This is a genomic window from Pseudomonas sp. HN8-3 (genome assembly GCF_020790195.1).
Classification (GTDB): Bacteria; Pseudomonadota; Gammaproteobacteria; order Pseudomonadales; family Pseudomonadaceae; genus Aquipseudomonas; species Aquipseudomonas synxantha_A.
Genome location: NZ_CP086206.1, coordinates 3895676 through 3910812, shown reverse-complemented (window position 1 = coordinate 3910812; position 15137 = coordinate 3895676). Strand labels below are relative to the sequence as shown.

Here is a 15137-nt window from a genome sequence, read left to right as displayed (position 1 = left end):
GCACGGCAGGCCTTCTGATTATGTTTATCAACTGAATGCGGAGTATCCGAACATGCCAAAGATGAAGACTAAAAGTGGTGCTGCTAAGCGGTTTCTGAAAACTGCTAACGGTATCAAGCACAAGCACGCTTTCAAGAGCCACATCCTGACCAAAATGTCGACCAAGCGTAAGCGTCAACTGCGCGGTAGCAGCTTGCTGCATCCGTCTGACGTGGCAAAAGTCGAGCGCATGCTGCGCCTTCGTTAATTTTTGGATCAAGACTAGAGGAAGTAACTCATGGCTCGTGTAAAGCGTGGCGTCATTGCCCGTAAACGTCACAAAAAAATTCTGAAACTTGCTAAAGGCTACTACGGCGCGCGTTCACGCGTATTCCGTGTTGCCAAGCAAGCGGTAATCAAGGCAGGCCAGTACGCCTACCGTGACCGTCGTCAGAAAAAACGTCAGTTCCGCGCTCTGTGGATCGCTCGTATCAACGCTGGTGCACGTGTTAACGGTCTGTCCTACAGCCGTTTCATCGCTGGCCTGAAGAAAGCGTCCATCGAAATCGACCGTAAGGTTCTGGCTGAACTGGCCGTGAACGAAAAAGCGGTGTTTGCTGCGATTGTCGAGAAAGCTAAAGCCTCCTTGGCTTAAGTACCCCCGACAGTCATCCTGGGTTACTCCTGTAGCCCAAGGTGGTAAACGTCATAAATAGGGGAAGAGCCTTCAAGCTCTTCCCCTATTTTGTATCTGGAGTCTGTACATGGAAAACCTGGACGCGCTCGTTGCCCAAGCCCTTGAGGCCGTGCAAAGCGCTGAAGATGTAAATGCCCTGGAGCAAATCCGGGTTCACTACCTTGGCAAGAAAGGTGAATTGACTCAGGTGATGAAGACCCTGGGAAATTTGCCCGCTGAAGAACGTCCGCAAGTCGGTGCGTTGATCAACGTTGCCAAGGAACGTGTCACAGAGGTGCTCAATGCGCGCAAGGCGTCGCTCGAGGAGGCCGATCTAGCGGCCAAGCTCGCCGCCGAGTCCATTGACGTGACCTTGCCTGGCCGTGGTCAGGCCTCGGGCGGCCTGCATCCGATTACCCGGACTCTGGAACGTATCGAGCAGTTCTTCACCCACATCGGCTACGGCATTGCCGAAGGCCCTGAGGTAGAAGACGATTATCACAACTTCGAGGCGCTCAACATCCCAGGCCATCACCCGGCCCGGTCGATGCACGACACCTTCTATTTCAACGCGAACATGCTGTTGCGCACCCATACCTCGCCGGTACAGGTCCGCACCATGGAAGCGAACAAGCCGCCGATCCGCATTGTCTGCCCAGGCCGTGTGTACCGTAGCGACTCGGATATCACCCACTCGCCGATGTTCCACCAGGTCGAAGGCCTGCTGGTGGATCGCGATATCAATTTTGCCGACCTCAAGGGCACCATCGAAGAATTCCTGCGGGTGTTCTTCGAGAAAGAGCTGGCCGTGCGTTTCCGTCCATCGTTCTTCCCGTTCACCGAGCCGTCCGCTGAAGTCGACATGGAATGCGTGATGTGTAGCGGTAAAGGTTGCCGCGTCTGCAAGCAGACCGGTTGGCTGGAAGTCATGGGTTGCGGCATGGTCCACCCTAACGTGCTGCGCATGTCCGGGATCGATCCGGAAGAGTTCTCGGGCTTTGCCTTCGGCATGGGCGTTGAGCGTCTGGCCATGCTGCGTTACGGCGTGAACGACTTGCGTCTGTTCTTCGACAACGACTTGCGGTTCCTCGCGCAATTTCGCTAGTCGTAACGAATCTTTAGGAGAGCAGGATGAAATTCAGTGAACAATGGCTGCGTGGCTGGGTAAGCCCGCAGGTAGATCGCGACGCGCTGGTTGCGCGTCTGTCGATGGCCGGTCTTGAGGTCGATAGCGTTACCCCGGCCGCCGGTGTTTTCAGCGGCGTGGTAGTGGGCGAGGTGCTGAGCACCGAGCAACACCCTGATGCCGATAAATTGCGTGTGTGCCAGGTCAGTAACGGTTCGGAAACCTTTCAGGTCGTGTGCGGAGCGCCTAATGTGCGCCCGGGCCTGAAGATCCCGTTTGCCATGATCGGTGCCCAACTGCCTGGCGACTTCAAGATCAAGAAGGCCAAGCTGCGTGGTGTCGAGTCCAACGGCATGTTGTGCTCTCAGGCTGAGTTGCAGGTAGGCGAGGGCAATGATGGCCTGATGGAGCTGCCGGCAGACGCGCCTGTGGGTCAGGACATCCGGGTTTACCTGGAACTGGAAGACGCCAGCATCGAGGTCGACCTGACCCCGAACCGCGGCGACTGCCTGTCCCTGGCCGGTCTGGCCCGTGAAGTGGGCGCGCTGTACAACGCTCCCGTCACCCGTCCTACGGTTGCTGTTGTGCCGCCGGTGCATGACGAAGTTCGCTCCATCGAAGTGCTCGCGCCGAACGCCTGCCCACGTTACCTGGGGCGTGTGGTCCGTAACGTCGACCTGTCCAAGCCGACCCCGCTGTGGATGGTCGAGCGCCTGCGTCGCGCCGACGTGCGCAGCATCGACGCCGCGGTCGACATCACCAACTATGTGATGTTGGAGCTGGGTCAGCCGCTGCACGCCTTCGATCTCGCCGAAATCAACGGTGGCATCCGCGTGCGCATGGCCGAGGAAGGCGAAAAGCTGGTGCTGCTCGACGGTCAGGAAGTCAGCCTGCGTGCCGACACCCTGGTTATCGCCGACCACTCTCGCGCCCTGGCAATTGCCGGCGTGATGGGGGGCGAGCACAGCGGTGTATCCGCGACCACTCGTGACGTATTCCTTGAAAGCGCGTTCTTCGACCAGATCGCCATCGCAGGCAAGGCCCGTTCCTATGGCCTGCACACCGATGCTTCGCACCGCTATGAGCGTGGCGTGGACTGGAATCTCGCCCGTGAAGCCATGGAGCGCGCCACCGGCCTGCTGCTGGAAATCACCGGTGGCGAAGCGGGTCCGATCACCGAAACCGTCAGCGAGCAGCACCTGCCGTCGATTGCGCCGATCACCCTGCGTGCCAAAAGCGTTGAGCAAATGCTCGGGCTGGTCATTGTGCCGGCTGAAATCGAGCAACTGCTGTCCGCCCTCGGCCTGGGTATTTCCTCGAATGGGGAAGGGCAGTGGCAGGTTGCAGTTCCTAGCCATCGCTTCGACATCAGCCTGGAAGTCGACCTGATCGAAGAGCTGGCACGTCTGTATGGCTACAACCGCCTGCCGGTTCGCTACCCGCAAGCGCGCCTCGCGCCGCAACCCAAGGCCGAAGCGCGTGCGCACCTGCCTGAGCTGCGCCGCCTGCTGGTTGCTCGTGGTTACCAGGAAGCCGTGACGTATAGCTTCATCGATCCAAAACAATTTGAGCTGTTCAACCCGGGTGTTGAGCCGCTGTTGTTGGCCAACCCGATCTCCAACGACATGGCCGCCATGCGTTCGTCGCTGTGGCCGGGCCTGGTGAAAGCGCTTTCCCACAACCTGAACCGCCAGCAAGACCGCGTGCGCCTGTTCGAAAGCGGCCTGCGTTTCGTGGGTCAGCTCGATGGCCTCAAGCAAGAGCCGATGCTGGCTGGCGTGGTCTGCGGTAGCCGCCTGCCGGAAGGCTGGGCGCAGGGCCGCGACGTCGTAGACTTCTTCGACGTCAAGGCTGACGTGGAAGCGGTACTGGGCTTTGCCGGCGCGCTGGATGCCTTTACGTTTGTGCCGGGCAGTCACCCAGCCTTGCATCCAGGCCAGACTGCGCGTATCGAGCGCGAAGGTCGCCTGGTAGGTTTTGTGGGCGCCATTCACCCGGAACTGTCGAAAACGTTGGGGCTGGACCGTCCAGTCTTCGTGTTTGAGCTAGTCTTGGCTGAAGTGGCGTCGGGCAAGATGCCTAAATTCAGCGAGTTGTCGCGCTTTCCTGAAGTGCGTCGCGACCTGGCGCTGATCGCCGACCGTGACGTCGCCGCCACTGCCGTTCTGGATGTAATCCGTGAAAATGCAGGGGAATGGCTGACAGACCTCAGGCTATTTGACGTCTATCAGGGTAAAGGCATTGATCCGCATAGAAAAAGCCTCGCAGTCGGCTTGACCTGGCAGCATCCATCGCGCACTCTTAATGATGATGAGGTGAATACCACGACGCAAAATATCCTCACCTCGCTCGAACAAAGGTTGAACGCCACGTTAAGGAAGTGACGTATGGGGGCTTTGACGAAAGCTGAGATGGCGGAACGTCTGTACGAAGAGTTGGGTCTGAACAAGCGCGAGGCCAAGGAATTGGTCGAGCTGTTTTTTGAAGAGATCCGCCACGCTCTGGAAGACAACGAACAGGTCAAATTGTCCGGTTTCGGCAATTTTGACCTGCGGGACAAACGCCAGCGGCCTGGCCGCAATCCAAAAACGGGAGAAGAAATCCCGATCACGGCTCGCCGTGTGGTCACCTTTCGTCCAGGGCAGAAGTTGAAGGCCCGAGTTGAGGCTTATGCTGGAACCAAGTCATAACGACGAACTACCCGTCATCCCAGGCAAACGCTACTTCACCATTGGTGAAGTCAGCGAGCTGTGTGCCGTAAAACCGCACGTGCTGCGCTATTGGGAGCAGGAGTTTCCTCAACTTAACCCCGTCAAACGCACCGGGAACCGTCGGTATTATCAGCGCCAGGACGTGCTGATGATCCGACAGATCCGTGCATTGCTGTACGACCAGGGGTTCACCATCAGCGGCGCACGCCAGCGTATGTCCGGTGATGAAGCCAAAGACGACACCACCCAATACAAGCAACTGATCCGCCAGATGATCTCCGAACTGGAAGATGTGCTGGTGGTGCTGAAGAAATGATTCAAGCTTTAAAAATACTTCCACATTTCAAAAGCTTGCGGTATATTCCGGTTCGCTTCGTTAAGAAGCGAACCCAGTAACACGCCTAGTCGGGGCGTAGCGCAGTCCGGTAGCGCACTAGCATGGGGTGCTAGGGGTCGAGTGTTCGAATCACTCCGTCCCGACCATTATTCCTGAGTAAAATCAGACACTTAAGCCGATCAGCTAGATCGGCTTTTTTGTGCCTGCGCAAAACCCGCGCAAAACTTGCGCAAAACTACCCGGTGATTTCGCTGATATTCAGGTCCGGAATTGCCTCGGACCAGATGATTTCCTCGTGGTCTCGCTGGTAATTCCTGGTCATGCCCTCGCTCGCATGGCCTGCAATTTTCTGCCCGTCTTTACCGGCTTTCTTGTACAGGTGCAGCGACAGTGCTCGCACTTCATGGAATCCTGGCATCTCTTCTTCCTTCCACCCCGCGTAACAGTTTGCCGACTCTCTGGCTTCCTTGAATGCTCGCGTCAAATACCGCTCTTCAACCTTCGTCCAGTGGTCCTTTGTCTGTGCCTGCTTCTGTTTCAGTCGATTCGGTTTGCGGTGTACCAGATACGGCGACACGACATCGTCGCGGCACCGGCTGATGACAGCCTGCAGCTCTGGCGTGACCCGGAATCGAATCCAAGCCGCGTCTGTCGCCTTGGCCGTCTTCTTCTGCACGACATACAGGAATCCCTCCCGAACGCCATCAAAACGCATGTCCAGGATGTCCGTGCGCCGTTGAGCGGTAATCAGCGCCAGGTCGATTGCATTCCGTAGCCAGGCTGGCGACTTTTCCCTGATCGCTTTCAGTCCCTCGACGGTGTGCCGTTTGCGCTGTTTTTTCTCGATCCGATTGATGGTGCTGGCTGCAGGGTTGTCAGGGCATAAGCCTTTGGCTGCCGCATGGTTGAAAATGTCGATTAGCAGCGCCCTAGACTGGTTTGCCGAGCGCGGAGTTATGGCGTCCAGCATTTCCGCGATCATGCGGATCGTGATCTGGTCGACCGCTTTACCTTCGAACTGCTTCCGGAAACGGCGGAAGTGCACGGCATAAAGGCCTAGGGTCCCTTTTGCCAGCTCGCGCGGGGGAAGTACGTCCCGCTCATACGTATCAAGGAAGGTAGCGAACGACTCCGACGATGCGGAGAGCACAGCGCCGACCAGGTCAGCGCCGCGCATAAACTCCAGGTTCAGCTGTTTGGCGGCATCGATCGCTTTGATGCGGTCGCCGCCGAACTGGAACCACTTGCCGTCGGTAGGCCGGCGGTAGCGATATGTCGACCGTCTCGCATCGAAGTACAGGTTCTGCGGGAGGCTCTTATTCGCCTTGTTCCGCGGCCTAGGCACCATCATGCAGCTCCTTTCAATACCATCGCGACCAAGTCGTTTCCGTTCGACCGGGTGAACGCGGTCCAGTCGACGTACCAGAGTTTCCCGATTTGTTCGCCCGGTACCATGCCGTTTCGGATGTAGTTCCGAATTGCCTGGGAGCAGGGTGGGGTGCCGTTCTCACCCCAGCGACGACGCTGGAATTCGCTGATTTTGATGAGTTCTTTTCGCATGCCTACCTCCCTCCGGTCTGCGTTCTCATTCTTACCCATGGCGAGAACCTCGTAGGAACTGATCTACCAGCATCTGGCGAGCATCAATGCCGCACGAGGCCGACATGGCGTAGATCTGGCCAAAAGTAGTTTCGCTGTGCTGCAGGGCGTTGAGCAGCTCGATCAGTCGTTGGCCTTTGGTTCCGTTATGGCGGTTCATAGCTGGAACTTCTCGTCGAGTAGGAGCTGGGCGGAGGGCAATTGATCGTTTCGGCACATGGATTTTGCCTGTACCGGCGATGCTTCCTGAGCCTCGTCTATGGTGCTGTTGGCCGGCTTCTGCGGGAGCGAGCTGTCCGGCAAGCAACTTATACCGGTGTTGTTCAAGATCCAGCAGGTGGCGCCGCGGGCTCTGTCGTGCTGGACGCTGATGATTTGGTCGCTGGCGGTGGCTTGGCCGGTGAACACTAGTAGGACTAACGCTTGCAGCATTGCACGATTCAACTCGTGTCGATTCATGGGCTTCACTTTCTCCAGGCCGAACGAATCCCGGCCGCGTTGTTGGCTTTCGCGAAAATCGGTTTGGGTTAAGCGATAAAGATGCCCTGGAACTGGTCGATATCGCGTTGATCCTGAGGGCCAGGATTCGGAGCGATTACACCGGACACTTGAATCAGGCCAAGAGAGAAAGCCTTCGCTACGAGTGCTGCCCGGCGAGTGACACCAAGCTTTGTCGTCAGAGATAGGAGGCGTTTCTTGATGGTGTCTTCGGTTACGCCGAGCGCTCGAGCAGCCTCCTTGCCAGTGGCGCCCCCAGCGACAGCCAACAAACACTCCATCTCCCGCTGAGCTGCGCCACGACCGAGGAAACCGGTTAGGCCGTGCGCTGTGATTGTGTTTGCTGCGTTCATGCTCAGAAGCTCCATGGCGGGGTGCGATGGAGGTAAGAGTACCAAATGGTAAATAATGGTCAATCTATTTTGGTAATTTTTCCAGGCGGGCCGATGAGGCATCTCCCGGATGCTCAGACCTGGGCGCCACTCCATATGTACAGCACCCGACCTCGCACACTGATCCTAGGCTCTAATTCGTTCGGAATGAGAAGCTCTGGGTAGTGGTCATTGTCAGAAATCAAGCGTAAGCCATCCAGTGCTCTCTGAATCCTCTTAACCACGAGCTGATCGCCGAGATACAAAATAAAGACGCCATCATCCGCGACATTGGTTACGCCGACATCCACCATTACTAAGTCGCCACGTTTGATCGTTGGAGACATGCTTTCCTCGCGCGCAGAAAACACTCTCATATTCTCGAGGTCGCTAACGCGTAAGGTTGCTTGGATCCATTTTGAGTCCAGGCTAATCGAGCTGATGGTTGATCCTTCGCTGTAGCTCTCCCGATCGCCAGCAGCATGGAGCTTGTTCGGCAGATCAAGCAAAGGGATTTTTATGAATGAGCCCGCAGGAGCTAGATTGGCGTAGGCGGGATTGATTTCATGATCGAAGAATCCTTCTCCTTCGGTACTGGTTGGAGGCTGGTCCAAATATCCCGCCTCGAGATCGCACGCTCTTTCAATTTCTCGGGCAAGGCTTTCCCCGATGTTCCTAGAGTGTTGTGGGTTGTCGGAAAAAATCCGAGCGATGTACGACGGCTGCTTGCCGATATGTTCGGCAAAGCGCGCGCTGACTCCAGAGAATCTAGTGCGAATTAATTTTCTGAGCCTGAATCGGCGTATTTCTTTGATATCCATACCAAAATTTTACCTTTTATTTCCCATCTGGAAAATTACCTTGAAATGGTATTTTTTAAGGGTAATCTAGGCATCAAATGTACCAATGGGTAAACTTCCATGAAGTTGGAAAATTATATGGAGCAGTTGCCTAGAGGCGGTAAAAAGCTCTTCGCGATTCGGCTCGGCGTAAGTGCTTCTTACCTGTCTCGACTGATTTCGGGCGATCGTTCGATTACTGCTGAAAGAGCGATACAACTCGAAGAGGCGACTGCAGGGTTGGTCGGTCGAGAAGAGCTTCGCCCAGATATTCAGTGGGCAACATCAAGGCGTCCTGAGAAAAAAGGACCACATGTTGCTGCGACCTTGGACCCAAATCTACGCCCAATTTCATCATCAGCGCAGTCCACTACAGATGCTGTAAATCCATCCAGTGCTAAGCAGGCAGCCCAATGACCCCCATATCGAGCAGCATTCCACTTGAGGATTTCATCAAGCGCAGGGGTAGAAATAGGGCTGCGATAGATCTGGGTTGCACTGGACCTGCTTTATCTAAAGCTATCGCAGCGAGTAGGACAATTTTTGTGAAGGTAGCGGCAGATGGATCGTCATCGGCAACAGAAATCAGCAAATTTCCAATTCGCTAATGAGGTGTGTTCCTCGGATACGCAGGTCTGGCCGCCCTTTGGTTGGATACCATTGGTAACCTATGCGAACTGGATATACACCCAGTAGAAGGAATTAAAGAATGAAGCACGCAGACGCACCAGAGCAACAAACAACAGGACCGCCCTGATAGTGCGCCTGCTTCAAATTCTGTTTTTGGCGTAGCCCAGAAAGCAGAAAACCCGCCTGGCAGCGGGTTCTCAATCAGCACTTGTTGACGCAAGCGCTTTGTACTTCTTCGTCTAGAGGACGAGATTATGTTGCAAGCAAAAAATACCATCACAGCAGCAACCCTGCAAGGCCAACTTGTTACGCAGTCGGCTGATTTTCTGGAAACGTCAACTGGTGGCGAGCGTTTTTTCGCCGTCACGACAGGCGTTCTGCTCTCTGACGCGCTCAACGAAGCAAGCACCCTCTTGGGTGCCGTTGATAGCGTGGCCAGCAAGCTCCAGGACGGCCACCTCGATGCAAATGAAATCTATCTGATCCGCTTTGTGATCGGCGCCGCCAAGGCCTTGATCGATGCCAGCACTTCTCCCGTCGAGTTTGGTAACCGCGGGGGTGCAGAATGAAAACTCCTATCCTCACCGTGGCGCATGAATTTCATGTGCAACTCAATCATGCCGTGTTCAGCGCCGAGGGCGGCGTCCCGGTTCATGAGTCGCTTGACGCGGCCACGGACCTTCTTTCCTCGGTAGTTGATGGTCTGGCAGACCTGATGCAGGAAAACTCTGTCTCAACTCAAGCGACGCTGCTTCATTTCGCAACTAATAGTGTGCTTGCGCTGCTGGAAAGCATTGTCCCCAGCGTAGAACCCGAAGAGCCCGCGCCACGATTTGATAGTGTGGAAACCGTGGCGCGAGATTCAACCCCAGCAAAGGCTTCCAGGTTCGCCATCACGCTGACCAATCGTTTGGACAAGTCACTGCAGGCCATCAAGTCTTTATCCGAAACACTGATCAACAACGGCACCTACAAAAATGGGGCGGCCGGCGGAGATCACCCGCCTCAGATTGATTTGCTGCGTGAGGAAGGTATTCAGACCGCCATCAAGCTTATTTCGGATATGTCCCGTCGCGACATGCATGAGCTGGCCAGCGAATTGGATATTCCCCATGAATAACTCAATCATCAATCAACGCGGCGATTCCGTCACGATGTCCTCCCGCGAGATCGCCGAATTGGTCGAGTCTCGCCACGATAGCGTGAAACGCACCATCGAAAGGCTGGCCGAGCGAAAAGTAATTGGTTCTCCACCAATGGTGGAATACCTCGACGGCCTCGGCCGACCGGCCACTGAGTACCTGTTCTCTGGTGAGAAGGGTAAGCGCGACAGCCTCGTCGTGGTCGCCCAACTCAGTCCAGAGTTCACTGGCGCGCTGGTAGATCGTTGGCAAAAACTGGAGGCGCAGCAAGCCGACGTTTCACTCGACACCGACGAAGGCAAGCTTCTGGTGATCCAAGGGCTCGCAACAAAGCAGCTTGCCCTGATCGCTGAAAACAAGCGCGTCACCCAGCAGCGTGACTACGCCATCGAAACCAAGGCCGAGATCGGTTCACGGCGCGAAGCGACTGCGATGGCTACCGCTTCGGCGGCAGTTCGGCAGGCCAACCAGCTCAAGGAAGAACTTGGGCGCGGACTGCGGCAAGCCACCGTCGCCGCGGTGGAGAAGATCGCCAAGCGCAAGTTCGGCAAGCAGGGTTTCCGACCGCTGAAGAATTGGTGCGCTGAAAACGGTATTCAAGCCCCGAAAGTCCACGATCCGCGTTATGGCTGGGTTCGATCCTGGCCTGCTGCTGCCTGGGCAGCCGTTTACCACATTGACCTGGCTGAACTGTTTGGCGCCTATGGAGAGCAAGCATGAACAAGAAACCCTCCAATCACCAACTCGTCGGTCGCGTTGCTCATCTCTCCATTGAGTGGTACAGAGCCCAGGCTATTGCCAAAGCACGCAGAGCCCAGCTCAACGATGAGTATCGCCGCTACTTCCAGGTTAACGGTGAACCAGAGCCCAATCACCACCGGATCAAGCCCGATGACCCGGCCTATGAAGGCGTAGTCAACTTCACGAATCCGGCCTATGAGCGCCTGGTCGATGCTCAACGCCAGAAGAACAATGCCAAGCGCCGCCTGGAGACTGCCGTGCGCGCGCTGATGGCGTTTTCTGGCGACACAGTGCAAGTGCCCAAGAAGCCATTTGTAGCTCGCGCCAACATCTATGGGGAGACACTCCAATGACCAGCCCTGTCGAATTAACTCCGGTAATCCCCGTAAGTGAGGCAGCAACCGCCGAAGTGGTCGCCGGCCCCTGGCCCAACTATTCCAATTGCCGCCACCTGCCGGAGCGCGAGCGATGGGAGATCTACGGGCTTGCCAAAGCTGGCTGTGAAGCCCTGGAAGAAAGGGGCATTGTCATGGACGAGAGCTATGACGAATTCGTTCGCCGGGTAACGCGGGAGCTGAACATATGAGTGTTCAAGCTATGTCCTGGGCCCTGACGCAACAGGTTGTCACGGAGTCGCATACACGGCATGTCCTGCTGTGCCTGGCCAACTACGCAGACCAGATCGGTAGGGCGGCATTCCCGGCGGTATCGAGCCTAGCGCTTGATACGGGCTTGGCGCCGCGCACTGTGCAATATCGCCTTCGTGAGCTGGAGGCGATTGGGCTGATCAAGCGCGGTAATCAGGCCGTCGCCGCAGCCTACATCACCCAGCGAGATCGTGTTCCAGTGTGCTACGACCTCGACCTTTCACGGGGTGCACAGGATGCACCCCGTGTAGAGCGGGGTGCACGCCAGGACGCAACGGGGTGCACGCCAGAACAGGACGGGGTGCACAGCACGACCGAACGGGGTGCACACCGTGCACCCAATCCATCCTCTAACCACCCATTAACCATCCTTAACCAAAAAGAAGGCGCCAAGGCACCGGATAAGGTTGGGAAGGGCAAGGCTCAGAAGTTCGACCCGCTGACTGCCAAACCAGTAAATGCATCGGATCAGGCATGGGCTGACTTCTGCGAAATGCGGAAGGCAAAGCGCGCACCACTGACCCTGCGAGCCTGTGAGTTGATCGCCAAGAAGCTGGCCAACCATCCAGAGCCCGACGCGGTGCTGGATAAGTCCACCACCAGCAGTTGGTCGGACATTTACCCAGAATCGGTGCTGCCTGGTGCTGGCACCAAGAACGGTAAACCGTCGGCTTTCAACAACCTGCCCAACCACACCCCGGATATGTACCAAGGAGGCGAAAATGGCCCAGCGTTCTAATTTCCGCCGCCAGCCTGAGCAGCGCACCTTCGCTGGCGAGTGCCCGGTCCACGGCGCGGTTGATCGATCCGAGGTTGAGCTGTTCGACGGCTCTATGGCTGTCCGCCCATGCAAGCAGTGTCAGTACCACGGTCTGCGCGTAGCGCCACGGGACAGCGACGAACATTCGCAGGCGCTGACCAACCTGCAAGCCGAAAGCGTCAACAGCGCGCTTGTAGGCTCTGGCATCACGCCTCGGTTTGCCGAAAGCACCTTCGCGACCTACCGCTCCACGACCCTAGCCATGACACTGGCGCTGGAAACTTGCCAGGGCTATGCCGACAACTTCGGCGAACACTTCCAGGCCGGTCGCAACCTGCTGCTATGCGGGAATGTCGGTAACGGCAAGACGCACCTGGCCAGCGGCATCGTCCAGCACGTCATTCGTCAGCACCGGGCCGTGGCCGTGATCACCACTGCCGCCGAGATCATCCGCGTGTTCAAGCGCTCAATGGATCGCAACGCCGGTTATACCGAGGGCGATGTGATCGACGAACTGGCGTCCTTCGACCTGCTTGTGATTGATGAGGTCGGCGCCCAGGCGGGCACTCACTACGAACTGTCGGTCCTGCATGAGGTACTGGACCGCCGTTACAACCGGATCCGCCCGACGGTGGTGGTGTCCAATCTCAATGCCAAGGACCTGGGCCATTACATCGGCGAGCGAGCCCTTGACCGTCTGCGCGAGAACAAAGCGCTTCTGGTCGGCTTCACCTGGGAATCGGAACGGGGGCGCAAATGAACCACGAGGATAAGTATTACCGCCTCGAATCCGAGCAGGGCGTACTGGGTGCGATCATGATCGCCTCGCTCAACGAAAGCGCAGGAATGTTGGACGAGATCATCTCGCAGATGAAGTCAGGCGACTTCTGGCACCAGGACAACGCTGCACTGTTCGATGTGATTTGCGACTGTCACGCGCAGCGGATGCCCGTTGATGCAGTGACGCTCGGTGCAATCCAGCGCTACCTGCCCAGCGGAACATCCACCCTGCAATACACCATCGACCTTTGCAGAGGCGTCCCATCTGCGGCTAATTGGAAGAGCTACGCCCAGCAGGTCAGAAAGTGGGCGCTCGTGCGTCAGTTTCGTGATCTTGGGCGAATCGTGGACAGCGGTGTTTATGACGATCTTCCAGCAGATGAGATCCTTGACCAGTGTGATCTCGCGCTGGCAGACCTGCGAGACCTGAAGGCATCTGGCAAGGCCGGCTACAAGCGGATGAGCGACGTACTTCCGCTGGTGTTGGATCACATGGATGACGTGCTCAATGACAAGGCACCGCCGAAACTCTCCACGGGCTTGGCGGACCTCGACAAGCTGATTGGCTTCCTGCGCCAGAAGTCGATGGTGGTCATCGGCGGTAGGCCGGGTAGCGGGAAAACGATGCTCGGCCTGCAGATCATGAATCACGTTGCTACTCGGGGCAGGGGCGTCGGCCTTGTCGTAAGTCTTGAGATGCCGGGCGAGCAGTTGACGCTGCGGACTATCGCAAGCCTGGGCGGCGTGGATCTGCGCCGCATGGATGAGGTCAAGTGCCTGGAGCAGGAGGAGTGGAATCGGATCGGCCTCGCAGCGGGGAAGATCAAAGAGGCCGAACTTTACCTGCTCGACACGCCAGGCCTGACCATGCCAGCGATTCGCGCCGAGGCGCTGAAGCTCCAGCGGGAGGTCGGGCTCGACATCCTGATGATCGACTACGTGCAGATTGTCGGTACTGACGGAAAATCGCAGAACCGTGCGGATGCGGTGGCCAAGGTATCGATCGCCATCATGAACCTAAGCCGTGAGCTCGCGATTCCGATCCTGGTGCTTGCGCAGCTTAACCGTGGCCCGGCCAATCGACCCAACAAGAAGCCCCAAGCCAGTGACCTCAAGGAGAGCGGCCAGATTGAGCAGGACGCCGACGCGGTGATCCTGGTGCATTACGACCGGGATTCTGAAATGGGTCAACAGGGCGTCACAGAGCTGATTCTCGACAAGGGCCGACAAGCCGAGGCCGGCACTTGCCTGGTACAGCGCCAGGGGCAATTCGGCCGATTCGTTAACTTTGCGGGCCGCGAGCCCACCCAGGAAGAGGTGGAGATCGGCCGCCCCTTCGCCGACCAGTACAAGGGGAAAAAGAATCATGGGTAACGTCACAGCGGCATTGCCTCGGAAAAGCATGAGCGACCTAGAGCGGCGCTTTCTGAAAATCGCTGGTGAAGAGCTGGCCAACGTCAAAGTCGGTGGGCCAAGCGCACTGGCATACCTATTGGATATGGTCGCCAGTTGGCACGGCAGTCGCGCACAGATCGGCTTCCATGACTTCGGGCAGCGCTGGCTGATAGAGGGCAATGCAAAGAACAAAACCGCCGACCGGTTGCTGCGCGACCTGTTTGGCCTGAGTGATCCAGATCCGAGGAAAGCCGCATGAAGAAGCGCACGTATGTCGACAAGCCGCTGGGCGATATGGAATACCTGTTGGAGCAATGGGGCTGGTGGCGGATGGATGGGATGGGCGTGCCTCGGTACGTGTCACCGCTACTGGCGCTCATGCGGGACAATGTCCAAATGCCGAGTACCGCTAGCTACGTGATTACTGACGATCAGGCGCTTGCGGTGGACTCGGCTATGGCCAAGCTCACACAGCGCAATGGACAGATGGGCCTGTTCCTCTGGCTCTACTTCGGCGCCAAGTGGACGATGGTGCGGGTAGGGGAGTCGGCTGGGATTTCTGAGCGTTCAGCAAGGGAGATCATCAAGGCTGGCGTTGGTTTCATTGACGGGTATTTGCATGGAATGAGTGAGGCTGCGTAAAAAGTTCTTTCATGCCGGATGCCGACCTGTTTTCATGGCACCGTGTTTGGCTGTTCCAGCGCGACACCTAGTCAGACTCAACAAAAGCCCGGTCGCAGAAATGCTTTTCCGGGCTTTTTGTTGTCATTGGGGCTGATTCGTGAATTGATCTTTCATATTTCTTGGACGGCAAGACGGCCAGAGGTTGTGTGAAGTTTCATTGCTATTCGAGAAGTATTTCTAGGAGAGTCTGCGAAGGGACGGCATAATGCCGGCCTTGTGCCA

Annotated in this window: 24 protein-coding genes and 1 tRNA gene; 19 read left to right on the top strand and 6 right to left on the bottom strand. The window is 56.9% G+C overall.

Annotation, left to right across the window (positions count from 1 at the left end; translation table 11 throughout):
• The first annotated feature begins 52 nt into the window (after positions 1-52).
• The 7 genes from rpmI (at position 53) to LJX92_RS17240 (ending at position 4975) form a co-directional block, all read left to right on the top strand.
• A complete protein-coding gene (gene rpmI, locus LJX92_RS17270) occupies positions 53-247 on the top strand; it encodes a 50S ribosomal protein L35 (protein ID WP_002553160.1) in 195 nt (64 codons plus the stop codon).
• A gap of 30 nt (positions 248-277) precedes the next feature.
• Positions 278-634 (top strand): 50S ribosomal protein L20, encoded by a 357-nt coding sequence (gene rplT, locus LJX92_RS17265; protein ID WP_005789679.1) that lies wholly within the window; start codon positions 278-280, stop codon positions 632-634.
• Positions 635-743: 109 nt separating this feature from the next.
• Positions 744-1760 (top strand): phenylalanine--tRNA ligase subunit alpha, encoded by a 1017-nt coding sequence (pheS, locus tag LJX92_RS17260; protein WP_003192486.1) that lies wholly within the window; start codon positions 744-746, stop codon positions 1758-1760.
• Positions 1761-1786: 26 nt separating this feature from the next.
• Positions 1787-4165, top strand: coding sequence for a phenylalanine--tRNA ligase subunit beta (gene pheT, locus LJX92_RS17255; RefSeq protein WP_032880291.1), 2379 nt, complete (start codon positions 1787-1789; stop codon positions 4163-4165).
• 3 nt (positions 4166-4168) lie between these two features.
• The gene (gene ihfA / locus LJX92_RS17250) at positions 4169-4471 is read left to right on the top strand and encodes an integration host factor subunit alpha (protein WP_002553164.1); all 303 of its coding nucleotides are present in this window, start codon (positions 4169-4171) and stop codon (positions 4469-4471) included.
• Positions 4452-4808 carry a MerR family transcriptional regulator gene (locus LJX92_RS17245; protein ID WP_003174972.1) on the top strand — a complete coding sequence of 119 codons (357 nt, stop codon included), beginning with the start codon at positions 4452-4454 and terminating at the stop codon, positions 4806-4808. Before ihfA ends, LJX92_RS17245 begins: the two co-directional genes overlap by 20 nt.
• A gap of 90 nt (positions 4809-4898) precedes the next feature.
• Positions 4899-4975, top strand: a tRNA-Pro gene (locus tag LJX92_RS17240).
• A gap of 89 nt (positions 4976-5064) precedes the next feature.
• On the opposite strand, the gene LJX92_RS17235 is transcribed toward LJX92_RS17240, so the two are convergent.
• The 6 genes from LJX92_RS17235 to LJX92_RS17210 all read right to left on the bottom strand — a co-directional run bounded on the left by LJX92_RS17235 (position 5065) and on the right by LJX92_RS17210 (position 8118).
• Positions 5065-6177, bottom strand: a complete 1113-nt coding sequence (locus LJX92_RS17235) for a tyrosine-type recombinase/integrase (RefSeq protein ID WP_228309918.1) — start codon at positions 6175-6177, stop codon at positions 5065-5067.
• Positions 6177-6389 (bottom strand): hypothetical protein, encoded by a 213-nt coding sequence (locus tag LJX92_RS17230; protein ID WP_228308719.1) that lies wholly within the window; start codon positions 6387-6389, stop codon positions 6177-6179. The genes LJX92_RS17235 and LJX92_RS17230 overlap by 1 nt, the downstream gene beginning before the upstream one ends.
• A gap of 31 nt (positions 6390-6420) precedes the next feature.
• Positions 6421-6588: a hypothetical protein gene (locus LJX92_RS17225; protein ID WP_228308718.1), complete on the bottom strand. Its 168-nt coding sequence runs from the start codon at positions 6586-6588 to the stop codon at positions 6421-6423.
• Positions 6585-6887, bottom strand: a complete 303-nt coding sequence (locus LJX92_RS17220; protein ID WP_228308717.1) for a hypothetical protein — start codon at positions 6885-6887, stop codon at positions 6585-6587. The genes LJX92_RS17225 and LJX92_RS17220 overlap by 4 nt, the downstream gene beginning before the upstream one ends.
• A 68-nt stretch (positions 6888-6955) precedes the next feature.
• On the bottom strand, positions 6956-7279 hold the full coding sequence (locus LJX92_RS17215) for a helix-turn-helix domain-containing protein (RefSeq protein ID WP_228308716.1): 324 nt from the start codon (positions 7277-7279) through the stop codon (positions 6956-6958).
• A 113-nt stretch (positions 7280-7392) separates the two neighbouring features.
• Complete coding sequence (locus LJX92_RS17210; RefSeq protein WP_228308715.1) at positions 7393-8118, bottom strand: S24 family peptidase; 726 nt, start codon at positions 8116-8118, stop codon at positions 7393-7395.
• 99 nt (positions 8119-8217) lie between these two features.
• Between LJX92_RS17210 and LJX92_RS17205 the strand changes: the two genes are divergently transcribed.
• The 12 genes from LJX92_RS17205 (at position 8218) to LJX92_RS17155 (ending at position 14873) form a co-directional block, all read left to right on the top strand.
• Positions 8218-8553 carry a transcriptional regulator gene (locus tag LJX92_RS17205; protein WP_228308714.1) on the top strand — a complete coding sequence of 112 codons (336 nt, stop codon included), beginning with the start codon at positions 8218-8220 and terminating at the stop codon, positions 8551-8553.
• Positions 8550-8744, top strand: a complete 195-nt coding sequence (locus LJX92_RS27135) for a Cro/CI family transcriptional regulator (RefSeq protein WP_416309122.1) — start codon at positions 8550-8552, stop codon at positions 8742-8744. The genes LJX92_RS17205 and LJX92_RS27135 overlap by 4 nt, the downstream gene beginning before the upstream one ends.
• Before the next feature lie 276 nt (positions 8745-9020).
• Positions 9021-9335: a DUF3077 domain-containing protein gene (locus tag LJX92_RS17200; RefSeq protein WP_228308713.1), complete on the top strand. Its 315-nt coding sequence runs from the start codon at positions 9021-9023 to the stop codon at positions 9333-9335.
• A complete protein-coding gene (locus LJX92_RS17195) occupies positions 9332-9886 on the top strand; it encodes a hypothetical protein (protein WP_228308712.1) in 555 nt (184 codons plus the stop codon). The genes LJX92_RS17200 and LJX92_RS17195 overlap by 4 nt, the downstream gene beginning before the upstream one ends.
• Positions 9879-10628, top strand: a complete 750-nt coding sequence (locus LJX92_RS17190) for a Rha family transcriptional regulator (protein ID WP_228308711.1) — start codon at positions 9879-9881, stop codon at positions 10626-10628. Before LJX92_RS17195 ends, LJX92_RS17190 begins: the two co-directional genes overlap by 8 nt.
• Positions 10625-11002 (top strand): hypothetical protein, encoded by a 378-nt coding sequence (locus LJX92_RS17185; RefSeq protein ID WP_228308710.1) that lies wholly within the window; start codon positions 10625-10627, stop codon positions 11000-11002. The genes LJX92_RS17190 and LJX92_RS17185 overlap by 4 nt, the downstream gene beginning before the upstream one ends.
• Positions 10999-11235, top strand: a complete 237-nt coding sequence (locus LJX92_RS17180) for a hypothetical protein (protein ID WP_228308709.1) — start codon at positions 10999-11001, stop codon at positions 11233-11235. Before LJX92_RS17185 ends, LJX92_RS17180 begins: the two co-directional genes overlap by 4 nt.
• Positions 11232-12035 (top strand): helix-turn-helix domain-containing protein, encoded by an 804-nt coding sequence (locus LJX92_RS17175; RefSeq protein ID WP_228308708.1) that lies wholly within the window; start codon positions 11232-11234, stop codon positions 12033-12035. Before LJX92_RS17180 ends, LJX92_RS17175 begins: the two co-directional genes overlap by 4 nt.
• Positions 12019-12816, top strand: coding sequence for an ATP-binding protein (locus LJX92_RS17170; protein WP_228308706.1), 798 nt, complete (start codon positions 12019-12021; stop codon positions 12814-12816). Before LJX92_RS17175 ends, LJX92_RS17170 begins: the two co-directional genes overlap by 17 nt.
• Complete coding sequence (locus LJX92_RS17165) at positions 12813-14210, top strand: replicative DNA helicase (RefSeq protein WP_228308704.1); 1398 nt, start codon at positions 12813-12815, stop codon at positions 14208-14210. Before LJX92_RS17170 ends, LJX92_RS17165 begins: the two co-directional genes overlap by 4 nt.
• Positions 14203-14490, top strand: a complete 288-nt coding sequence (locus tag LJX92_RS17160) for a hypothetical protein (RefSeq protein ID WP_228308702.1) — start codon at positions 14203-14205, stop codon at positions 14488-14490. Before LJX92_RS17165 ends, LJX92_RS17160 begins: the two co-directional genes overlap by 8 nt.
• On the top strand, positions 14487-14873 hold the full coding sequence (locus LJX92_RS17155) for an antiterminator Q family protein (protein WP_228308701.1): 387 nt from the start codon (positions 14487-14489) through the stop codon (positions 14871-14873). The genes LJX92_RS17160 and LJX92_RS17155 overlap by 4 nt, the downstream gene beginning before the upstream one ends.
• Positions 14874-15137 lie beyond the last annotated feature (264 nt).

Excerpts from the sequence above, each read along its gene's own strand:
- rpmI (WP_002553160.1), top strand. The coding sequence starts at position 53 with ATGCCAAAGATGAAGACTAAAAGTGGTGCTGCTAAGCGGTTTCTGAAA.
- rplT (WP_005789679.1), top strand. The coding sequence starts at position 278 with ATGGCTCGTGTAAAGCGTGGCGTCATTGCCCGTAAACGTCACAAAAAA.
- pheS (WP_003192486.1), top strand. The coding sequence starts at position 744 with ATGGAAAACCTGGACGCGCTCGTTGCCCAAGCCCTTGAGGCCGTGCAA.
- pheT (WP_032880291.1), top strand. The coding sequence starts at position 1,787 with ATGAAATTCAGTGAACAATGGCTGCGTGGCTGGGTAAGCCCGCAGGTA.
- ihfA (WP_002553164.1), top strand. The coding sequence starts at position 4,169 with ATGGGGGCTTTGACGAAAGCTGAGATGGCGGAACGTCTGTACGAAGAG.
- LJX92_RS17245 (WP_003174972.1), top strand. The coding sequence starts at position 4,452 with ATGCTGGAACCAAGTCATAACGACGAACTACCCGTCATCCCAGGCAAA.
- LJX92_RS17235 (WP_228309918.1), bottom strand. The coding sequence starts at position 6,177 with ATGGTGCCTAGGCCGCGGAACAAGGCGAATAAGAGCCTCCCGCAGAAC.
- LJX92_RS17230 (WP_228308719.1), bottom strand. The coding sequence starts at position 6,389 with ATGCGAAAAGAACTCATCAAAATCAGCGAATTCCAGCGTCGTCGCTGG.
- LJX92_RS17225 (WP_228308718.1), bottom strand. The coding sequence starts at position 6,588 with ATGAACCGCCATAACGGAACCAAAGGCCAACGACTGATCGAGCTGCTC.
- LJX92_RS17220 (WP_228308717.1), bottom strand. The coding sequence starts at position 6,887 with ATGAATCGACACGAGTTGAATCGTGCAATGCTGCAAGCGTTAGTCCTA.
- LJX92_RS17215 (WP_228308716.1), bottom strand. The coding sequence starts at position 7,279 with ATGAACGCAGCAAACACAATCACAGCGCACGGCCTAACCGGTTTCCTC.
- LJX92_RS17210 (WP_228308715.1), bottom strand. The coding sequence starts at position 8,118 with ATGGATATCAAAGAAATACGCCGATTCAGGCTCAGAAAATTAATTCGC.
- LJX92_RS17205 (WP_228308714.1), top strand. The coding sequence starts at position 8,218 with ATGAAGTTGGAAAATTATATGGAGCAGTTGCCTAGAGGCGGTAAAAAG.
- LJX92_RS27135 (WP_416309122.1), top strand. The coding sequence starts at position 8,550 with ATGACCCCCATATCGAGCAGCATTCCACTTGAGGATTTCATCAAGCGC.
- LJX92_RS17200 (WP_228308713.1), top strand. The coding sequence starts at position 9,021 with ATGTTGCAAGCAAAAAATACCATCACAGCAGCAACCCTGCAAGGCCAA.
- LJX92_RS17195 (WP_228308712.1), top strand. The coding sequence starts at position 9,332 with ATGAAAACTCCTATCCTCACCGTGGCGCATGAATTTCATGTGCAACTC.
- LJX92_RS17190 (WP_228308711.1), top strand. The coding sequence starts at position 9,879 with ATGAATAACTCAATCATCAATCAACGCGGCGATTCCGTCACGATGTCC.
- LJX92_RS17185 (WP_228308710.1), top strand. The coding sequence starts at position 10,625 with ATGAACAAGAAACCCTCCAATCACCAACTCGTCGGTCGCGTTGCTCAT.
- LJX92_RS17180 (WP_228308709.1), top strand. The coding sequence starts at position 10,999 with ATGACCAGCCCTGTCGAATTAACTCCGGTAATCCCCGTAAGTGAGGCA.
- LJX92_RS17175 (WP_228308708.1), top strand. The coding sequence starts at position 11,232 with ATGAGTGTTCAAGCTATGTCCTGGGCCCTGACGCAACAGGTTGTCACG.
- LJX92_RS17170 (WP_228308706.1), top strand. The coding sequence starts at position 12,019 with ATGGCCCAGCGTTCTAATTTCCGCCGCCAGCCTGAGCAGCGCACCTTC.
- LJX92_RS17165 (WP_228308704.1), top strand. The coding sequence starts at position 12,813 with ATGAACCACGAGGATAAGTATTACCGCCTCGAATCCGAGCAGGGCGTA.
- LJX92_RS17160 (WP_228308702.1), top strand. The coding sequence starts at position 14,203 with ATGGGTAACGTCACAGCGGCATTGCCTCGGAAAAGCATGAGCGACCTA.
- LJX92_RS17155 (WP_228308701.1), top strand. The coding sequence starts at position 14,487 with ATGAAGAAGCGCACGTATGTCGACAAGCCGCTGGGCGATATGGAATAC.